Raw genomic sequence first — 16,670 nt, forward strand, 5'->3', positions numbered from 1 at the left:
CAGCAAATCCGCCGCCGTACGTGCCGTCACGCCAGCCACAAAAAACTCAGCCAGACGATCTTGCTGTTTTTCCGTTAAACGACAGTACCTTAGGTCCATAAAACCATCCTAGATCCGCTCAGGATCTGGGACAGCCCCAAAGTTTTTGCGGCGCTTTTTTCAAAAAGCGCCTGCTTTCTTCAAATGCTTACCGAAAATCGCTCGATGTCCCGCATCCCGTCTTCCCCCGCGCGCCAAGTTTGCAAGGTCCAGACCACGGAGGGGAAGGCGATCTCCGTCCAAGGGATTTCCTCCCAGGCGAAGAGCCTGGTCTCCAATGTCTCATGTCCGGCGCTGAAATCGGGCGGGCCCTCGAAGCGGGCGCGGAAGAACATCTGCACCTGGGAGATGTGGCGGACGGTGTAGATGCCGATCAGCCCTTCCAGGGTGATGCGCGCCATGGCCTCCTCGAGCGCCTCGCGGCGCGCGCCCTCCTCAGGCTGTTCATGCGCCTCGAGAAACCCAGCCGGGAGGGTCCAGAAGCCGGCGCGCGGCTCGATGGCGCGGCGGCACAGCAGCACTTTGCCTTCATGCGCCACCACCGAACCGGCGACGATCTTCGGGTTGTCATAGGCGATGTAGCCGCACTGCGCACACACATCGCGTTCATGCGTGTCGCCTTCGGGGATCTGTTTCACGAAGTCCGCCATGGCGGAGAAAGTAGCCGCTTTTTGAAAAAAGCGGCGCAAAAACTTTTTGTTTACGCTGGGCCGGCGGCGTTGAAACCAGCACGGCCCAGTTTTTTTGCTTCTTTTTTTCAAAAAAGAAGCGCTGTCTTACCTACCCCATATTGGACAAGCCGGCGCTCAGCACTTCCACCCCTGGCAGGATCTTGCCTTCCATCCATTCCAGGAAAGCGCCGCCGGCGCTGGAGAGGTAGCTCATCCGGTGGTGCACGCCGGCTAGTTTCAGGGCTGAGACCGTGTCGCCGCCGCCGCCGACCGAGACGATCTTGCCTTCGTCGGTGGCCTTGGCGATGGCTTCGGCCAGTTCGTTGGTTGCGGCGTCGAAAGGCTTGGTCTCGAACGCGCCGAGCGGGCCGTTCCAGATGATGGTCTTGATCTCCGGCAGCCGCTTGATGAAGGCGGCGACGGTGGCGGGGCCGACATCGAGCGCCATGGAATCGGCCGGGATGGCGTCCACCCCGACCACTTCGGTCGGCACGTTGGCGGCGAAGGTTTTGGCGACCACCACATCCTGGGGCAGGATGATGTCGCAGCCTTTTTCCTTGGCGGTCTTCAGGATTTGCAGCGCGGTGGCGTGCAGGTCCTTCTCCTGCAGCGACTTGCCGACGTCATGGCCTTGCGCCGCGAGGAAGGTGTTGGCCATGGCGCCGCCGATGACCAGGATGTCCACCTTGCCGACCAGGTTGGTCAGCAGTTCGAGCTTGGTGGAGACTTTCGAGCCGGCGACGATGGCGGCGACCGGGCGGGCCGGGTTGCCGAGCGCCTGTTCCAGCGCCGTGAGTTCCGCCTGCATCAGCCTTCCGGCATAGGAGGGCAGCAGCTTGGCCACGCCCTCGGTGCTGGCATGGGCGCGGTGCGAGACGGAGAAGGCGTCGTTCACATAGATGTCGGCAAGCTGTGCCAGCGCCTTGGCGAATGCCGGGTCGTTCTCTTCTTCGCCGGGGTGGAAGCGGGTGTTTTCCAGCACCGCCACGTCGCCGCCTTGCATGGCATCGACGATTCGGGCGGCTTCCGGGCCGATGCAATCCTCGGCAAAGCCGACTGGTCTGCCGAGCACCACGCCCAGCGCCTGGGCGATGGGGCGCAGCGAGAGTTCCGGCACGATCTTGCCTTTTGGCCGGTCGAAATGGCTGAGCACGATCACCCGCGCGCCCTTGTCGGAGAGCTCGCGGATGGTGGGGACGAGGCGCTCCAACCGGGTCAGGTCGGTCACCTTGCCGTCGCGGACCGGCACATTCAGGTCCGCGCGGAGCAGCACGCGCTGCCCCGCGACTTTAAGGTCGTCGAGCGTCTGGCTCACAGCGACCCGAACAACGCGGCCGTATCGGACATCCGGCTCGAGAAGCCCCATTCATTGTCATACCAGCCCATCACCCGGGCCAGCGCGCCGTCGACCACCGTGGTCTGCGGGGCGTCGAAGCTGCAGGAGAAGGCGACGTGGTTGAAGTCCGCGCTGACCAGCTTGGCGGTGGAATAATCCAGGATGCCCTTGAGCTCGCCTTCGGAGGCAAGCTTCATCGCCGCGTTGATCTCTTCGGCCGTGGGCTGCTTCTTGAGATTCACGTCGAGCGAGACCAGCGACACGTTCGGGGTCGGCACGCGGATGGCGGTGCCGTCCAGCTTGCCCTTGAGCTCAGGCATCACCAGGCCCACGGCCTTCGCGGCGCCGGTGGTGGTCGGGATCATCGACAAAGCGGCGGCGCGGGCGCGGTGCAGGTCCTTGTGCAGCGTGTCCACGGTCTTCTGGTCGCCGGTATAGGAGTGGATGGTCACCATATAGCCGCGTTCGATGCCGAAATTCTCGTGCAGCACCTTCGCCATCGGGGCGAGGCAGTTGGTGGTGCAGGAGGCATTGGAAATGATCGTCATGTCCTTGGTCAGGATCTTCTGGTTGACGCCGTAGACGATGGTGGCGTCCACCCCTTCCGCCGGCGCGGAAACCAGCACCTTGCGCGCGCCGGCGATGAGAAGCTGGGCGGCGGCTTCACGCTTGGTGAACAGACCGGTGCATTCCAGCGCCACGTCGACGCCGCCGAGCGGCACTTTCGGCGGGTCGCGCTCGGCCGTGACCTTGATCGGCGCATAGGTGCGGCCGGCATGGGTAATGATCAGGGAATCGCCCCGCACCTCTACGGTGCCGGGGAAACGGCCATGCACGGAATCGTAGCGGAACAAATGCGCGTTGTCTTCGACGCTGCCCAGATCGTTGATCAGCACGGGCTCGACATCGGTACGGCCGCTCTCGATCATGGCGCGAAGCACCAGACGGCCGATGCGCCCGAAACCGTTAATCGCGATTTTCACTGCCACGTTTCAAATTCCTTTCGTTTTTACGGCGGCCATGATGGCCGCTTCGGTAATACCGAAATGCTCATATAGGGCGTCCGCCGGCGCACTGGCGCCGAACCCCGTCATGCCGATGAAAATTCCGTTAGGTCCCAGCCAGCGTTCCCAGCCGAAGCCAGCGGCGGCCTCGATGCCGATGCGCGGTGCGTCGCCGAGCACCGCGTTCTGATAGCTCTCATCCTGCTGCTGGAACAATTCAAAACTCGGGGCGGACACCACCGCGACCTGGATGCCCTCCTGCGCCAGCTTGGCGCGCGCCGCCATCGCCAGGGCGACTTCGGTTCCGGTGGCGATCAGGGTCGCGGCCCGTTTGCCCTCGGCCTCGGCCAGCACATAGGCGCCGCGCGCGCTCTTGCAGCCATTGGCCTGCAGGCGCAGCGCCGGCACCGCCTGGCGGGAGAGCACGAGCAGCGAGGGGCCGGAGCTGTTGCGCAGCGCCAGCTCCCAGCATTCCGCGGTTTCCATGGCGTCGGCCGGGCGCAGCACCAGCACGTTCGGCATGGCGCGGAAGCTGGCCAGATGCTCGACCGGCTGATGCGTCGGTCCGTCTTCGCCGAGGCCGATGGAATCGTGGGTCAGCACATGGATGACGCGCACCCGCATCAGCGCCGCGAGGCGCAAGGAGGGGCGCATATAGTCGGAGAAGACGAAGAACGTGCCGCCATAGGGGATGAGGCCGCCATGCAGCGCGATGCCGTTCATCGCCGCGGCCATGCCGTGTTCGCGCACGCCGTAATAAATGTAGCGGGCGGCGAAATTCTCGGCGCTGGCGCCGGCCATGCCCTTCACCAGGGTGAGGTTGGAACCGGTAAGATCGGCGGAGCCGCCGACCAGCTCAGGAATGGCGGGGGCCAGCACTTCCAGAGCCTTCTGGCTGGCCTGGCGCGTGGCGAGCTTGGGTTTCTGCTCCGCCAGAGCGGCCTTGTAGAGGGCCATGGCGTCGACCCAGCCTTCCGGCAACTGGCCTTCCATCACGCGCTCGAACTCGGCGCGTTGTGGGTGCTTGGCCAGTCGTTTCAGCCAGGCGCGGCGGGACACGGCGCCGCGGCTGCCGGCGGCGCGCCAGGGCGCATAAACCTCGTCCGGCACGGTGAAGGGCAATTGGTCCCAGCCCAAAGCGCGTTTCGTCGCCTCAGCCTCGGCGCCGCCCAGAGCTGCGCCATGGACACCGGCAGTGCCAGCCTTGCTCGGCGCGCCGAAGCCGATGATGGTCTTGCAGGCGATGATCACCGGCTTGCTCGACTTCATCGCGAAATTCAGCGCCGCCTGGAGCTGGTCGAAATCATGCCCGTCGATGCGCCGTGTCGCCCAGCCATAGCCGGCGAACCGCTTCAGCGGGTCTTCGGAGACGGAAAGGTCGGTGCCGCCGTCGATGGAAATGCTGTTATCGTCGAACAGCACCACCAGCTTGTTGAGCTTGAGATGGCCGGCGAGCGCGCCGGCTTCGTGGCTGACGCCCTCCATCAGGCAGCCGTCGCCGGCGATCACCCAGGTGCGGTGGTCGACCAGGCTCTTGCCGAATTTCGCCGCGAGGAGGCGCTCGGCGAGTGCCATGCCGACGGCGGTCGCCAGGCCCTGGCCAAGCGGGCCGGTGGTCATTTCGATCGCCGGGTGCTCGCGGTATTCCGGGTGGCCGGCGGTCACGGCATGCAGCTGGCGGAAGGATTTGAGGTCGTCGATGGCCATGCGCTCGTGCCCGGTGAGGTGCAGCAGCGCGTAGAGCAGCATGGAGCCGTGGCCGGCCGAGAGCACGAAGCGGTCGCGGTCCGCCCAGCTCGGGTTGGCGGCGTCGAATTTCAGATATTTGCGCCAGAGCGTCGTGGCGGCATCCGCCATGCCCATCGGCATGCCGGGATGGCCGGATTTGGCGGCTTCGACCGCATCGATGGCGAGGGCGCGGATGGCGTTGGCCATGATGCGGTCTTCGGTGAGGGGACGCGCCAATATCTCAGCCTGCCGTGCCAGAGCTGCTTCGTTGCCTGAAATGTCTGCCAAACTCGCCATCTTACGCCTGTTCCGTCGTGTCTGCGGCGTGCATAAAGCCAGTGCATTGAAGCGGCAACCCGGAGTTTTTCTTTTCCATGACAGTACGAACGAACCAGCGGATTGACGGCACCAGGCTGTGGGACAGTTTGATGGAGATCGCCAAGATCGGCGCGACGCCGAAAGGCGGCGTGAAGCGCCTGACGCTCAGCGAGGAGGATCGCCAGGGGCGGTTGTTGTTCCAGAGCTGGTGCGAGGCGCTGGGGCTGAAGGTCAGGGTCGACAGCATGGGCAATATGTTCGCAAGGCGCGAGGGGCGTGACCCGACGCGGCCGCCGGTGCTGATGGGTTCGCATCTCGACAGCCAGCCGACGGGCGGAAAGTTCGATGGCGCACTTGGTGTGATCGCCGGCCTGGAGGTGATGCGCACGCTGCACGACCTGAACATCGTGACGGAAGCGCCGATCGAGCTGGTGAACTGGACCGATGAGGAAGGTTGCCGCTTCGGCCGGGCGATGATGGGCAGCGCCGTGTGGTCGGGGCTGGAGCGGGAAGAGTCGATGAAGGCGCGGCGCGACGAAGACGGCGTCATCGTCGCCACGGCGTTGCAGGAGATCGGCTTCGCCGGGCCGGAGCCCTGCGCTTCCTTTCCGGCGGATGCGATGTTCGAGCTGCATATCGAACAGGGTCCGCTGCTGGAGGCGGGAGGGGAAAAAATCGGCATCGTCACCGGGGCGCAGGCGCAGATCTGGTACGAGGCGGAAGTGACCGGCTTCGATTCCCACGCCGGCACCACACCCCCGGTGGCGCGCCGGGATGCGTTGCTGACGGCGGCGCGCATCGTCGAGCTGGTGGACGCCATCATGCGCGAAGAGGGCGATACCAAAGTGACCGATCCCGGGCGCGGCACGGTCGGGCGGTTCACTGTTTACCCGAACTCGCCGAACGTGATCCCCGGCCGGGTGCGCTTCAACGTGGAGTTCCGCAATGTCTCGGAGGCGCGGATTGCCGAGATCGCGGCGACGTTCCCGGCGCGTGCCCAGGCGCTGGCCGAAGCCAACCGCACAAATCTCACGCTGAACACGGTGTTCCGCGTGCCGGCGCAGCCTTTCGATGCGGACTGCGTGGCGCTGGTGGAACAGGCCGCGGCGAAGCTCGGCTACCCCGCGCGCCGCATGGTCTCGGGCGCCGGGCACGATGCGGTGCACACCGCCTCATGCATCCCGACCGCGATGATCTTCACCCCGTGCAAGGACGGGCTCTCGCATAACGAGGCGGAATCGATCGCGCCCGATGAGGCCGAGGCGGGGGCGCAAGTCCTGTTCGAGGCGGTGCTGGCGCGGGCGAACCGGGCCATCAAATGAGGGAAGAAAGGCTACTTTTTGTGAACAAAAAGTAGCAAAAAAACTTTGATTACTCTGGGCCCGTGCGGTTTCATCGCCTCAGGCCCAGCGTAAACAAAAGTTTTTGCGGCGCTTTTTTCAAAAAGCGCCTGCTTTCTTCCTTTTCCCACGCCGCTTCCCATATGCGAGAAAAGCGAGGAGATTCGTCATGGCGAAAATCCATTATCGCGTTGTCCGGCATGACGGCGGCTGGGCCTATAAGCTGGGCGACGTGTTTTCCGAGGCATTCACCACCCGTGAGCGGGCGATGGCGGCGGCCCGGCGCGTGGCCGCCGAGCAACAGGTACCAGGCGAGAGCGGGTATATCGAATACCAGACCGAGGACGGAAAATGGCATATCGAACTCGCCTCCGGGAGCGACCGGCCGGAGGCGGATGTGGTCGAATAAGGGTTAAGCGCTAGGCGGCGCGGAGAGGTCGACTTCCACGGGCGGGACGGGGCGGCGGGCCTCGGCTTCGGCGGCGAGGCGGCGGTAGCTGCGCAGGCTGAAGGGCAGCATGATCATATAGGCCAGGCCGAGCAGCGCGCCGGCGGCATACGGGTCGGCGAAAATAATCGCCGCGAACACCACCACGCCGAGCAGCAGAGGCAGAATGCTTGGCGCCGGGATCTTGAAATTCTTGAAACTCCAGACCGGCAGCGTCGAGACGCAGAGCAGCGCCACGATGACCAGGACGGCGCCGGTGAAAAGCGGGAAGCCGGCGGCGTCGCTGAGCCAGAAGAGGTGCATCTGGTCCGCTTCGAGGCCAAGAAAAAGCGGGAACAAGGCCAGCCCGGCGCCGGCCGGAGCGGGTACGCCGGTGAAGAAATTATACGCGAAGGCGGCCTTGGGCGCGCTGTCGAGCGCGGCGTTGAAGCGCGCCAGGCGTAGCGCCATGGCCGAGGCATAGATCAGCGGCGGCAGGAAACCGATGGCGCCCCATGGTTGCAGCGACCAGACATAGATGACGATCGCCGGGGCGATGCCAAAGCAGAGGAAATCGGCCAGGCTGTCGAATTCGGCGCCGAAGCGCGAGGTCGCCTTGAGCAGGCGCGCCAGCCTTCCGTCCAGCCCGTCGATCACGCCGGAAACGGCGATCGCGATGACGGCATTGCCGAATTTGCCGTCCAGCGCCAGGCGGATGGACGACAGGCCGATGCACAGGCCGAGCAACGTCATCAGGTTCGGCAGCATGCGGTTGAAGCTTTGGCCGGAGAACCGGTGTCGGCGCGGCAGCCGCCGGGGCAGCCGGTTCATTAGAAGGCGGACGCCGGCACGGGGCGGAGCTCGGCAATGACCGTTTCGCCGCCGATCATGCGCTGACCGGGGGCGACCAGCGGCAGCGTGCCTTCCGGCAGATACAAATCGGTGCGGCTGCCGAAGCGGATGATGCCGATGCGCTGGCCGGTGACGATGGATTGGCCTTCATGAATGTCGCACAGAATGCGCCGCGCGATCAGCCCGGCGATTTGCACGACCACGACCTCCTGCCCGGTGGGCAGGCTGAGCAGGATGCTGTTGCGCTCATTGTCGTCGCTCGCTTTTTCGTCCGCGGCGCTGAGGAATTTGCCGGGGTGGTAGGCGATGCGGCTGACCAGGCCGGAGATCGGCGCGCGGTTGACGTGGACGTCCAGCACCGAGAGAAAAATCGCGACGCGCATGCGCGGCGTCTCGCCGAGGCCGAGCTCCGCCGGCGGCACGGCGGCTTCCACGCCGACCACGAGCCCGTCCGCCGGGGCGACGAACACGTTGGGGCGGGGCGGCAGAACGCGCTCAGGATCGCGGAAGAAATACAGGCAGAACAGGGTGAAAAGCAGGCCGAGCCAGGTTAGCGGATGCCACAGCAGCAGGCCGAGCACGGCCACGGCGATGCCGCCCGCAATGAAGGGGTAGCCAGCCTTATGCGGCGGCGCCAGCACCGATTTGACGCTCTCGACGATGTCCATGGATTCAGCCTTGCGGTTTCGGCAGGGCAAAGCCCTGGCCGGGGAAAATCAGATTGGGGTCGCGGATCTGCTTGGCGTTGGCATCGTAAATCACCGTGTACAGCGTGCCGCGACCGTAAACATGGCGGGCGATCAGCCAGAGATTTTCGCCCTTGGTGATGACGATATGGCCGGCGGCGAGCGCATTGGGAAGGGTTTCCAGCGCGAAGGGTGCGGTGACCGGCGGCAGCATCGCGCCGTTGGCGGCGGTGGCGGAAAGCGCCAAGGTGCCGTTGCCTTCCGGCACGCTGGCCGTGAAGCGCCAGGTGCCGTTCTGGCCGGCGGTGGCGCGGCCGATCTCTTTGCCATTGAGCGCGAGGTCGATGCGCGCGCCGGCGGGCGCGGTGCCGGAGAAGATCGCATGGCCGTTGGCGTCATAATCGACGGTGCCGATGCCGAGCGTGCCCGGGTGCGGCCCCTGACCGGAGACGACCGAGCTGCCATTCGGGCCGGACAGCACGGCCAAAGCTGGCCCCTGGCCCGCGGGCACGTTGACCGAGGCGGTTTCGCCCCCGGCGATCACGGTGCCGTTGGGCAGGGTCTCGGTGAGGGAGAGTTCCTGCGAACCCGCCGGGAGCGGCTTCGTGGGCAGGATCGTGAAAGACCCTTGGGCATCCGCCGTCGCCGTGCCCACCACCACATCGCCGCTTTTCGCGGTGATGGTGGCGCCGGGGGCGGCGCGGCCGGCGAGCACAACATCGCCATTGGGGGCGACACGGACGACGTCGAAGCGGGGCGGGCTGATCACAGGGGCGACGGCGGGCGGCGGCGGTGCGGGCGGCGTCGGCTGCAATTGCGGCCGCAGGCCGAGATAGCTCAGCCCGGCAATGGCGCAGAGCGCGAGCACGCCGAGCGCAGCCATTCCACTATATTTACGCGTCGTTTCAGCCATTTAGGCGCCCCTGTCGCATTGCCTGACGGTTGCTTGCTATGTGGCGCGTAGCCTGCCACGAACAGGGTTATACAGGAAGCGAAGCGAAACCGACACTATGGCACCTTTTTCAGTCACCGTCTTTTGCGGCTCCTCTCCAGGGGGCGATCCGGCCTATGCGGAGGCGGCTTCCGCTCTCGGGCATGGAATCGCGTCGGCGGGCATGGCGCTGGTCTTCGGCGGCGGCCATGTCGGGCTGATGGGGATCACGGCCGAAGCCGCTTTGGCCGGCGGCGGACATGTGACCGGGGTCATCCCGGACTTTTTGCGACACCGCGAGGTCGAGTTTCCGGGCCTGTCGGAATTGATCGTCACGGACTCGATGCACACGCGCAAGCGGCGGCTGTTCGCCCTGGCGGATGCGTTCGTGGTGATGCCGGGCGGGCTCGGCACGTTTGACGAGACGATCGAAATTCTCACCTGGAAGCAACTCGGCCAGCATAACAAGCCGATCATCCTGGTGGATATTCTCGGCTGGGCGCAGCCCTTTATCACGCTGGTCGAGCAGGCGATCGCCCGCGGCTTTGCCCATCACACGGCCCGCAACCTGTTCGAGGTTCGGCCGTCGGTCGAGGGGGCGCTGGCGCGGTTGGAAGAGCTGCGTCAGGCAGAAGGCAAGTAAAAAAGAAAGGCTACTTTTTGTGAACAAAAAGTAGCAAAAAAACTTTATGAATCTAGGCCTTGGGCGTTGTCGCCGACACAGCCCATGGCCCAGCGTAACAAAAGTTTTTGCGGCGCTTTTTTCAAAAAGCGCCTGCTTTCTTACTTAACTTTCCTCGTCGTCCTCGGATGCGGGGCGCGCAGGGACGACATAGCTTTCCGTCAGCCAGCGGCCGAGATCGATATCGGCGCAGCGTTTCGAGCAGAACGGGCGGTGCTGCGGATCGGTGGGTTTCTTGCAGATCGGGCAGACATTCATCGGGGGAGAACCTCGTGCAAGGGCGGGCGGATGCGCCGGCGCGTGAGTTCCGCGAAGCCAAGATGGGAAAAACCCAGAAGTTCGGGTTTCAGCGGGTCGGCTGCAAGGGCGGTGCGCAACGGGGCGGCCAGTTTGGCGCGGGCGGAGGATTTCATGCCGGCGAAATCGATCAGAATGCCGCCGGAGAGGTTGCGCAGCACGATCTGCCGGGCGATTTCCGGCAGGATCGTGGTGTTCAGCGCCAGTGCCGAGACCCCGCTGGCGGCTTTGGCGTCGAGGTCGATCAAGGTTGCCGCCGGCGCCGGGGTGATGTGCATGACCGCGCCCAGAGGCAGGGGGGCGGAAAGCTCGGAAAGGCCGGCCACCTCGTCTTCCAGCACCGCGTCGAACGCGGCGGCGTCGAAGCGCATGCGGCCTTCCAGGGCCGGGCGGAGTTCCGCGATCAGCGCGTAATCGTCGAGCAGGACCGGTTCGGCCGGGTGGCGGGCGCAGAGATCGAGCAGCGGGCCGGGGCCGCGGCGCAACAGGCCCGGGCGGTCGGCGGGCGTGCCCCCGGCGGCCGCGAGGCGCGGGCCTTTGTCGCCTTGCGCGGCGCGGGTGACAATGAAGGTGGCGAAGCTGCCTTCGGGGAGGGTTTTGCCGCCGGCGCTGTCGGGGAGAAAGCCGCTCACGCCGCCCAGCTCCACGAAACGCCCGGCCAGAGCCGGCATCACCGCCTCGACGCGGCCGGTATAGACATCGCCGACGCCGTCGGGACGGGCCCGGTCCCAGATCCAGAACTCACGCAGCACATCGCCGGCCAGCAAGGCGATGCGGACCTGTTCGGCGCGGCGGGAAACGGCAATCATGCTCTATGGTAGCCGAGGCCGCGCAGCAGGCGGGAGGTCTCACAAAGCGGCAGGCCGACCACCGCGGAATAGGAGCCGGAGAGGAAATCGATGAAGGCGGCGGCCCGGCCCTGGATGGCATAGCCGCCGGCCTTGCCCTGCCATTCGCCGCTGGCGAGATAGGCCTCGATCTCGGCATTATCGAGAGGGGCGAAACCGACCACGGACGCCACGACCCGGGAGGCGACACGGCCATCCGGCGCGCGGATGGCGAGGCCGGTAAAGACGCGGTGCCGGCGGCCGGACAGCAGTTTCAGGCATCGTTCCGCCTGCGCCGGCGTTTCCGCCTTGGGGAGAATGCGCCGCCCGGCGGCGACCACCGTGTCGGCGGCGATGGTGAAGCCATCGGCGGGGCGGAGTTTCGCGGCTGCCATGCGCGCCGCGTAGGGGCGGGGGAGTTCGGCGGGAAGGGGCGTTTCGTCGATGTCGGGCGCGAAAATCTGCGCGGGCTCGATGCCGATCTGGCGTAACAACGCCAGCCGCCGCGGACTTGCGGAGGCCAGGATCACATTCGCGGAATTCGTCATGTCGCCCTGTCGTGCCCGGCGCCGGCGTGAGGGCGCGTTATTTGAAGCGGAATGTGATCCGGCCCTTGGTCAGGTCATAGGGGGTCATCTCGACATTGACGCGGTCGCCGGCCAGGACGCGGATGCGGTTCTTGCGCATCTTGCCGCTGGTATGGGCCAGAATCACATGCTCATTGTCGAGCTTCACGCGGAACATTGCGTTGGGCAGCAGCTCGGTGACCATGCCGCTGAACTCGATCATATCTTCCTTGGACAAACAAACCTCATGAAAAGGGGGAATCAACGCCGCTCACATGGGCCGTGGCGCGGTTTTGGTCAAGTTTTACGCAAGCGGGCGGACACAGAGCGGGCATGCGCGGTGAGGCTTTCCGCCTCGGCCAACGCCACGGCGGCCGGCCCGATGGCGGCCAAAGCGCGCGGCTCGAGCGCGACCCAGCTGGTGCGCTTGAGAAAATCATACACCGCGAGTCCGGAGGCGAAGCGCGCCGTGCCGGAGGTGGGGAGCACATGGTTGGGGCCGGCGACATAATCGCCGATGGCCTCGGGGCAGTTATTGCCCAGGAACACCGCGCCGGCATGGCGGATCTTGGCGAAGAGCGATTTTGGCGCGGCGGTCATGATCTGCAGATGTTCCGGCGCGATGCTGTTGGCCAGCGCGGCCGCTTCGTCCCAGTCGCGGACCACGATGATGCCGCCATGGCGGCGCCAGCTCTCGCCGGCGATCGCCGCGCGGGGCAGGGTTTTGAGCGCCTCCGCCACCGCCTGGGCGACGGACTCGGCCAGAGCCGGGCTGTCGGTGATGAGCAGGGCCTGGGCATCCTCGTCATGTTCGGCCTGGGCCAGCAGGTCGAGGGCCAGATGCGCCGGGTCGTTCGGCGCGTCGGCGATGATCAGCACCTCCGAAGGGCCGGCGATGGAATCGATGCCGACCCGGCCGAACACCTGGCGCTTGGCCTCCGCGACATAGGCGTTGCCGGGGCCGACGATCTTGTCGACATTCGGGATCAAGGCGGTGCCATAGGCCAGGGCGGCCACGGCCTGGGCGCCGCCGATGCGGTAGATTTCGGTGACGCCGGCCAGCGCGGCGGCGGCCAGAACCAGCGGGTTCAGCACGCCGTCGGGGGAAGGAACGCACATGGCGATGCGTGACACGCCGGCGACCCTGGCCGGGATCGCGTTCATCAGCACCGAGGACGGGTAGGAGGCTTTGCCGCCGGGAACATAGATGCCGACCGCATCCAATGCGGTCCAGCGCAGGCCGAGCTCGGCGCCGGCGGAATCGGTGAACGCCAGGTCCTGCGGCAGTTGCGCGCGGTGAAAGGCTTCGATGCGGGCGGCGGCGAGCGCCAGCGCGTCACGCAACGCGGCCGGCGTGGCGGCGGTGGCGGCTTCGATTTCCGCCGCGCTCACGCGCAGATCGGCCAGACCGCAATTCACGCGGTCGAACCGGTTGGTGAGGTCGAGCACGGCCGCATCCCCCTCGTCCTGCACGCGGCGGAGAATGTCACGCACCGCGTCGGCCAGTTGTGGGGCCGTGACGGAACGCGAGAGCAGGCGCGAAAATTCCGCCTCGAATTGCGCGTCGGCGGTGGAGAGGCGACGGCTCATGCGGCCAGCGCCTTACGGAAACTCTCGATCCAGCCAGCGATTTCGTCCGGCCGGGTCTTCAGCGCGATGCGGTTGACGATCAGGCGCGAGGAGACATTGGCGATGATGTCGGTTTCCACCAGCCCATTGGCCTTCAGGGTGCTGCCGGTCTGCACCAGGTCGACGATCAGCCGAGAGAGGCCGAGGCCGGGCGCCAGTTCCATGGAGCCGTTAAGCGCGACGATCTCCGCCTGCACGCCGCGGGCGGCGAAATGCTTGCGCGCCACGTTGGGGTATTTGCTGGCGACGCGGATGCGCGACTGGGCGTTGAGGTCGGTCTGGCCGACCTCGTCGCGCGGTTCGGCGACGGAGATGCGGCAACGGCCGATATCGAGGTCGAGCGGCGCGTAGATTTCCGGATAGTCGAATTCCATCATCACGTCGCCGCCGCAAATGCCGATCTGCGCCGCCCCGAAGGCGACAAAGGTGGCGACGTCGAAGGAGCGGACGCGGATCACGTCGAGGCCCGGATGATTGGTGGGAAAGCGCAGGCGCCGGCTGGATTCGTCGGCATAGTCGGCGGCCGGCTCGATGCCGGCACGGCTGAGAAGAGGGCCGCATTCCTCGAGAATGCGGCCTTTGGGGAGCGCGAGAACGATCGACATGGCCGGGGCTTACCATCCGGGGGATATGGCGGCTAGAGCCATATTTGGCCGGGCTGGAAGTGCCCGAAACCGCCCCCATATGTCTGAGCCGAGGGAGATGAACCCATGTCCAGATACGTGATGTTCGCCTTCGGGATGGTTTTGCTGGGGGCCGTTCAGGCGCACGCGCAGGCCAGCCCCTATGGCGCGATGCCGCCGGCGCAAACCGGGCAGCCGGCGCAGACGCCCTATATGGCGGCGCCGGTGCCGGCGGCGCCGAGCGTCCAGGCGCCGGTGAATTTGCCCCCGCCGGTGGCGACGCCGAATGCCGTGCCCCTGAATCTACCGCAAATCCCTGGCTATACGGCGCCCGGCATGCCGGTCCAGCAAGGCGGGCTGAATGCACCGGCGGGCGGCGGGATGACCAGCCCAGGCACGGCGCGGCCATAAGGCAGGCGACTTTTTGTAAACAATCTGGGCCGTGCTGGTTTCACGGCCGCAGGCCCAGATTCGCGAAAATTTTTGCGCCGCTTTTTTTAAAAAAGCGGCTTCTTTCTAGCCTTAAGCGACCCGTTCGATCCGCGCGCCGCAGGCGGCGAGTTTCTGTTCCACCGCCTCGTAGCCGCGGTCCAGATGATACACCCGGTTGATGGTGGTTTCGCTTTCGGCGGCGAGGCCGGCGAGGACCAGCGAGACCGAGGCGCGCAGGTCGGTGGCCATGACCGGGGCGCCCGAGAGTTTCGGCACGCCGCGGATGATGGCCGAGGAGTTATGTGCGTTGATACGCGCTCCCATGCGGTTGAGTTCGGGCACATGCATAAAGCGGTTCTCGAAAATGGTCTCGGTGATCATGGAGGCGCCTTCCGCGACCGCCATGAGGGCCATGAACTGCGCCTGCATGTCGGTGGGGAAGCCCGGAAAGGGCTCAGTCATCACGTCGACGCCGTTCAGCCGGCCGGTACGGGTGACGCGGAAACCGTTGGCTTCCGGGGTGATGACCACGCCGGCCTCCTGGAGTGAGGCGAGCACGGCGCCGAGATCTTCGGCGCGCGCGTTCTCAAGCAGCACGTCGCCGCCGGTGATGGCGGCGGCGCAGGCATAGGTGCCGGTTTCGATGCGGTCGGGGAGAATCGCGTGGTTGGCGCCGTGCAGCGCTTTGACGCCTTCGATGACCAGCGTGTCGGTGCCGATGCCCTCGATTTTCGCGCCCATCGAAGTGAGGCAGCGGGCGAGATCGGAGATTTCCGGCTCACGCGCGGCATTTTTGAGGGTGGTAACGCCGTCCGCGAGGGTGGCGGCCATCAGCAGGTTCTCCGTGGCGCCGACCGAGACGAAGGGAAACACGATGGACGCGCCGCGCAGCCCTTGCGGCGCGGCGGCGTCGACATAGCCGCCATCGAGCTTGATGGCGGCGCCCATGGCTTCCAGCCCCTTGAGGTGCAGGTCGACCGGGCGGGTGCCGATGGCGCAGCCGCCGGGCAGGGACACCCGGGCTTCGCGGCACCGGGCCAGCAGCGGGCCGAGCACGAGAATCGAGGCGCGCATCTTGCGGACGATGTCGTAGGGCGCCTCGGTGTTGGTGATGCGGCCGCCGAGGGACAGGCTGCGGCCGTCCGGCTCCACGGCCAGGCCGTGTTGTGCCAGCAGTTCGGCCATGGTGGCGAGGTCGGCCAGTTTCGCGACATTGGAGAGCACCAGACGCTCGTCGGTGAGCAGGCCACAGGTCATCAGCGGCAGGGCGGCGTTCTTGGCGCCGGAAATGCGGATGGTACCGGAGAGCGGCACGCCGCCGACGATGCGAATCGAATCCATGGCTACATCCTCGGCAGGGCGACGCCGCGCTGGCCCATATATTTGCCGGCTTTGTCGGCGTAGGAGATCTCGCACGGCGTATCGCCACGCAGGAACAGGAACTGGCAAATGCCCTCGCCGGCGTAGATTTTGGCCGGCAGCGGCGTGGTGTTGGAAATCTCGATGGTCACCTGGCCTTCCCATTCCGGCTCCAGCGGCGTCACGTTCACGATGATGCCGCAGCGCGCGTAGGTGGACTTGCCGAGGCAGATCACCAGCACGTCGCGCGGGATGCGGAAATATTCGACCGTGTGGGTGAGGGCGAAGCTGTTCGGCGGGATGATGCAGACCGGACCGGTGCGGTCGACAAAGCTCGCCGGGTTGAATGATTTCGGGTCGACAATGGCGCTGTCGACATTAGTGAAGACCTTGAAATGATCGGCGCAGCGGGCGTCATAGCCGTAAGATGACAGGCCGTAAGAAATCACGCCGTCACGCTTCTGCGTTTCGACGAAGGGCTCGATCATCCCCGCTTCGGTGGCCTGCTGGCGGATCCAGTGGTCGGGCATCACTGGCATGAGTCGGGGGTCTCCTGTTTCTCGGCCGGGCGTTCGGCGGCGGCGCGGGCTTGCTGTTTACGGCGCAGCAGATTGGCGCGCAAAGCCGCGGCCTCGCGGGCGGCGCGTTGCGCCTGACGGGCAGCGGCCGCGAGTTGGGCCTTGGTGGGGATCTGCTGGTCTTTCATGGGAAACCACTTGAAGCCGGGGCAAGGGCGCGGCGTCAAGGCCTGTAATGTCAAGGGCGCGAATTATGCGGGGGGAGGCACGTTACCTGTTGCACATGTCGCGCAGCGGCGATATAGGGCCGACAGCCACGCGGCGCTGTCATAGCTCAGGGGTAGAGCACTTCATTGGTAATGAAGTTCCAGCCCCTTAAATTTTCCCGACAATTCAATCTGTTAG

At 65.8% G+C, this 16,670-nt stretch carries 20 protein-coding genes and 1 pseudogene; 4 read left to right on the top strand and 17 right to left on the bottom strand.

The window, feature by feature from the left end; all coding sequences use genetic code 11:
- The 5 genes and pseudogenes from VNC39_RS01325 to tkt all read right to left on the bottom strand — a co-directional run.
- A pseudogene (locus tag VNC39_RS01325) lies at positions 1–99 on the bottom strand (IS1595 family transposase); the annotation flags it as partial.
- 80 nt (positions 100–179) lie between these two features.
- Entirely contained in the window at positions 180–677 is a 498-nt protein-coding gene (locus VNC39_RS01330) for an NUDIX hydrolase (protein ID WP_325395409.1), read from the bottom strand.
- 142 nt (positions 678–819) lie between these two features.
- Positions 820–2,076, bottom strand: coding sequence for a phosphoglycerate kinase (locus tag VNC39_RS01335; protein ID WP_325395411.1), 1,257 nt, complete (start codon positions 2,074–2,076; stop codon positions 820–822).
- Positions 2,022–3,035, bottom strand: coding sequence for a type I glyceraldehyde-3-phosphate dehydrogenase (gap, locus tag VNC39_RS01340; RefSeq protein ID WP_325395413.1), 1,014 nt, complete (start codon positions 3,033–3,035; stop codon positions 2,022–2,024). Before gap ends, VNC39_RS01335 begins: the two co-directional genes overlap by 55 nt.
- Positions 3,036–3,038: 3 nt before the next feature.
- A complete protein-coding gene (tkt, locus tag VNC39_RS01345) occupies positions 3,039–5,075 on the bottom strand; it encodes a transketolase (RefSeq protein ID WP_325395415.1) in 2,037 nt (678 codons plus the stop codon).
- Between the two features lie 77 nt (positions 5,076–5,152).
- Between tkt and VNC39_RS01350 the strand changes: the two genes are divergently transcribed.
- Both VNC39_RS01350 and VNC39_RS01355 read left to right on the top strand, forming a co-directional pair.
- Positions 5,153–6,418: a M20 family metallo-hydrolase gene (locus VNC39_RS01350; RefSeq protein ID WP_325395417.1), complete on the top strand. Its 1,266-nt coding sequence runs from the start codon at positions 5,153–5,155 to the stop codon at positions 6,416–6,418.
- 187 nt (positions 6,419–6,605) lie between these two features.
- Entirely contained in the window at positions 6,606–6,845 is a 240-nt protein-coding gene (locus VNC39_RS01355; RefSeq protein WP_325395419.1) for a DUF2188 domain-containing protein, read from the top strand.
- Between the two features lie 3 nt (positions 6,846–6,848).
- On the opposite strand, the gene VNC39_RS01360 is transcribed toward VNC39_RS01355, so the two are convergent.
- The 3 genes from VNC39_RS01360 to VNC39_RS01370 are packed head-to-tail and all read right to left on the bottom strand — an operon-like array spanning position 6,849 to position 9,314.
- Positions 6,849–7,694, bottom strand: a complete 846-nt coding sequence (locus tag VNC39_RS01360) for a CDP-alcohol phosphatidyltransferase family protein (RefSeq protein ID WP_325395421.1) — start codon at positions 7,692–7,694, stop codon at positions 6,849–6,851.
- A complete protein-coding gene (locus tag VNC39_RS01365; protein WP_325395422.1) occupies positions 7,694–8,383 on the bottom strand; it encodes a phosphatidylserine decarboxylase in 690 nt (229 codons plus the stop codon). The genes VNC39_RS01360 and VNC39_RS01365 overlap by 1 nt, the downstream gene beginning before the upstream one ends.
- Positions 8,384–8,387: 4 nt before the next feature.
- Entirely contained in the window at positions 8,388–9,314 is a 927-nt protein-coding gene (locus tag VNC39_RS01370; protein WP_325395424.1) for an Ig-like domain-containing protein, read from the bottom strand.
- A 97-nt stretch (positions 9,315–9,411) separates the two neighbouring features.
- Here VNC39_RS01370 and VNC39_RS01375 point away from each other — a divergent pair, with 97 nt between their 5' ends.
- Positions 9,412–9,975, top strand: a complete 564-nt coding sequence (locus VNC39_RS01375) for a TIGR00730 family Rossman fold protein (protein ID WP_325395426.1) — start codon at positions 9,412–9,414, stop codon at positions 9,973–9,975.
- Between the two features lie 144 nt (positions 9,976–10,119).
- Here VNC39_RS01375 and VNC39_RS01380 read toward each other — a convergent pair whose 3' ends face one another.
- From VNC39_RS01380 to hisG, 6 genes are all read right to left on the bottom strand, one after another.
- Positions 10,120–10,272: a DNA gyrase inhibitor YacG gene (locus tag VNC39_RS01380; RefSeq protein ID WP_325395427.1), complete on the bottom strand. Its 153-nt coding sequence runs from the start codon at positions 10,270–10,272 to the stop codon at positions 10,120–10,122.
- On the bottom strand, positions 10,269–11,120 hold the full coding sequence (locus VNC39_RS01385) for a ribonuclease E/G (RefSeq protein ID WP_325395429.1): 852 nt from the start codon (positions 11,118–11,120) through the stop codon (positions 10,269–10,271). The genes VNC39_RS01380 and VNC39_RS01385 overlap by 4 nt, the downstream gene beginning before the upstream one ends.
- Positions 11,117–11,686, bottom strand: coding sequence for a Maf family protein (locus VNC39_RS01390; RefSeq protein ID WP_325395431.1), 570 nt, complete (start codon positions 11,684–11,686; stop codon positions 11,117–11,119). Before VNC39_RS01390 ends, VNC39_RS01385 begins: the two co-directional genes overlap by 4 nt.
- 37 nt (positions 11,687–11,723) lie before the next feature.
- Complete coding sequence (gene infA, locus VNC39_RS01395) at positions 11,724–11,927, bottom strand: translation initiation factor IF-1 (RefSeq protein WP_408840003.1); 204 nt, start codon at positions 11,925–11,927, stop codon at positions 11,724–11,726.
- A 74-nt stretch (positions 11,928–12,001) separates the two neighbouring features.
- Positions 12,002–13,294 (bottom strand): histidinol dehydrogenase, encoded by a 1,293-nt coding sequence (gene hisD / locus VNC39_RS01400; protein ID WP_325395436.1) that lies wholly within the window; start codon positions 13,292–13,294, stop codon positions 12,002–12,004.
- Positions 13,291–13,938 (bottom strand): ATP phosphoribosyltransferase, encoded by a 648-nt coding sequence (gene hisG, locus VNC39_RS01405; protein ID WP_325395438.1) that lies wholly within the window; start codon positions 13,936–13,938, stop codon positions 13,291–13,293. Before hisG ends, hisD begins: the two co-directional genes overlap by 4 nt.
- Before the next feature lie 105 nt (positions 13,939–14,043).
- On the opposite strand from hisG, the gene VNC39_RS01410 reads away from it, so the two are divergent.
- Positions 14,044–14,367, top strand: coding sequence for a hypothetical protein (locus tag VNC39_RS01410; RefSeq protein WP_325395440.1), 324 nt, complete (start codon positions 14,044–14,046; stop codon positions 14,365–14,367).
- Between the two features lie 111 nt (positions 14,368–14,478).
- Here VNC39_RS01410 and murA read toward each other — a convergent pair whose 3' ends face one another.
- The 3 genes from murA to VNC39_RS01425 are packed head-to-tail and all read right to left on the bottom strand — an operon-like array spanning position 14,479 to position 16,453.
- Complete coding sequence (gene murA, locus VNC39_RS01415) at positions 14,479–15,729, bottom strand: UDP-N-acetylglucosamine 1-carboxyvinyltransferase (protein WP_325395442.1); 1,251 nt, start codon at positions 15,727–15,729, stop codon at positions 14,479–14,481.
- Between the two features lie 2 nt (positions 15,730–15,731).
- The gene (gene dcd, locus VNC39_RS01420) at positions 15,732–16,286 is read right to left on the bottom strand and encodes a dCTP deaminase (RefSeq protein WP_325395444.1); all 555 of its coding nucleotides are present in this window, start codon (positions 16,284–16,286) and stop codon (positions 15,732–15,734) included.
- On the bottom strand, positions 16,277–16,453 hold the full coding sequence (locus VNC39_RS01425) for a hypothetical protein (RefSeq protein WP_325395446.1): 177 nt from the start codon (positions 16,451–16,453) through the stop codon (positions 16,277–16,279). Before VNC39_RS01425 ends, dcd begins: the two co-directional genes overlap by 10 nt.
- Positions 16,454–16,670 lie beyond the last annotated feature (217 nt).

It is taken from the genome of Acidocella sp., from assembly GCF_035535915.1.
GTDB lineage: Bacteria > Pseudomonadota > Alphaproteobacteria > Acetobacterales > Acetobacteraceae > Acidocella.

Coding starts and splice junctions, on each gene's coding strand:
- VNC39_RS01380 (WP_325395427.1), bottom strand. CDS start 10,272: ATGAATGTCTGCCCGATCTGCAAGAAACCCACCGATCCGCAGCACCGC.
- VNC39_RS01350 (WP_325395417.1), top strand. CDS start 5,153: ATGACAGTACGAACGAACCAGCGGATTGACGGCACCAGGCTGTGGGAC.
- VNC39_RS01360 (WP_325395421.1), bottom strand. CDS start 7,694: ATGAACCGGCTGCCCCGGCGGCTGCCGCGCCGACACCGGTTCTCCGGC.
- infA (WP_408840003.1), bottom strand. CDS start 11,927: ATGATCGAGTTCAGCGGCATGGTCACCGAGCTGCTGCCCAACGCAATG.
- tkt (WP_325395415.1), bottom strand. CDS start 5,075: ATGGCGAGTTTGGCAGACATTTCAGGCAACGAAGCAGCTCTGGCACGG.
- murA (WP_325395442.1), bottom strand. CDS start 15,729: ATGGATTCGATTCGCATCGTCGGCGGCGTGCCGCTCTCCGGTACCATC.
- VNC39_RS01355 (WP_325395419.1), top strand. CDS start 6,606: ATGGCGAAAATCCATTATCGCGTTGTCCGGCATGACGGCGGCTGGGCC.
- VNC39_RS01375 (WP_325395426.1), top strand. CDS start 9,412: ATGGCACCTTTTTCAGTCACCGTCTTTTGCGGCTCCTCTCCAGGGGGC.
- dcd (WP_325395444.1), bottom strand. CDS start 16,286: ATGCCAGTGATGCCCGACCACTGGATCCGCCAGCAGGCCACCGAAGCG.
- VNC39_RS01425 (WP_325395446.1), bottom strand. CDS start 16,453: ATGAAAGACCAGCAGATCCCCACCAAGGCCCAACTCGCGGCCGCTGCC.
- VNC39_RS01410 (WP_325395440.1), top strand. CDS start 14,044: ATGTCCAGATACGTGATGTTCGCCTTCGGGATGGTTTTGCTGGGGGCC.
- VNC39_RS01390 (WP_325395431.1), bottom strand. CDS start 11,686: ATGACGAATTCCGCGAATGTGATCCTGGCCTCCGCAAGTCCGCGGCGG.
- VNC39_RS01335 (WP_325395411.1), bottom strand. CDS start 2,076: ATGGGGCTTCTCGAGCCGGATGTCCGATACGGCCGCGTTGTTCGGGTC.
- VNC39_RS01385 (WP_325395429.1), bottom strand. CDS start 11,120: ATGATTGCCGTTTCCCGCCGCGCCGAACAGGTCCGCATCGCCTTGCTG.
- hisD (WP_325395436.1), bottom strand. CDS start 13,294: ATGAGCCGTCGCCTCTCCACCGCCGACGCGCAATTCGAGGCGGAATTT.
- hisG (WP_325395438.1), bottom strand. CDS start 13,938: ATGTCGATCGTTCTCGCGCTCCCCAAAGGCCGCATTCTCGAGGAATGC.
- VNC39_RS01370 (WP_325395424.1), bottom strand. CDS start 9,314: ATGGCTGAAACGACGCGTAAATATAGTGGAATGGCTGCGCTCGGCGTG.
- VNC39_RS01365 (WP_325395422.1), bottom strand. CDS start 8,383: ATGGACATCGTCGAGAGCGTCAAATCGGTGCTGGCGCCGCCGCATAAG.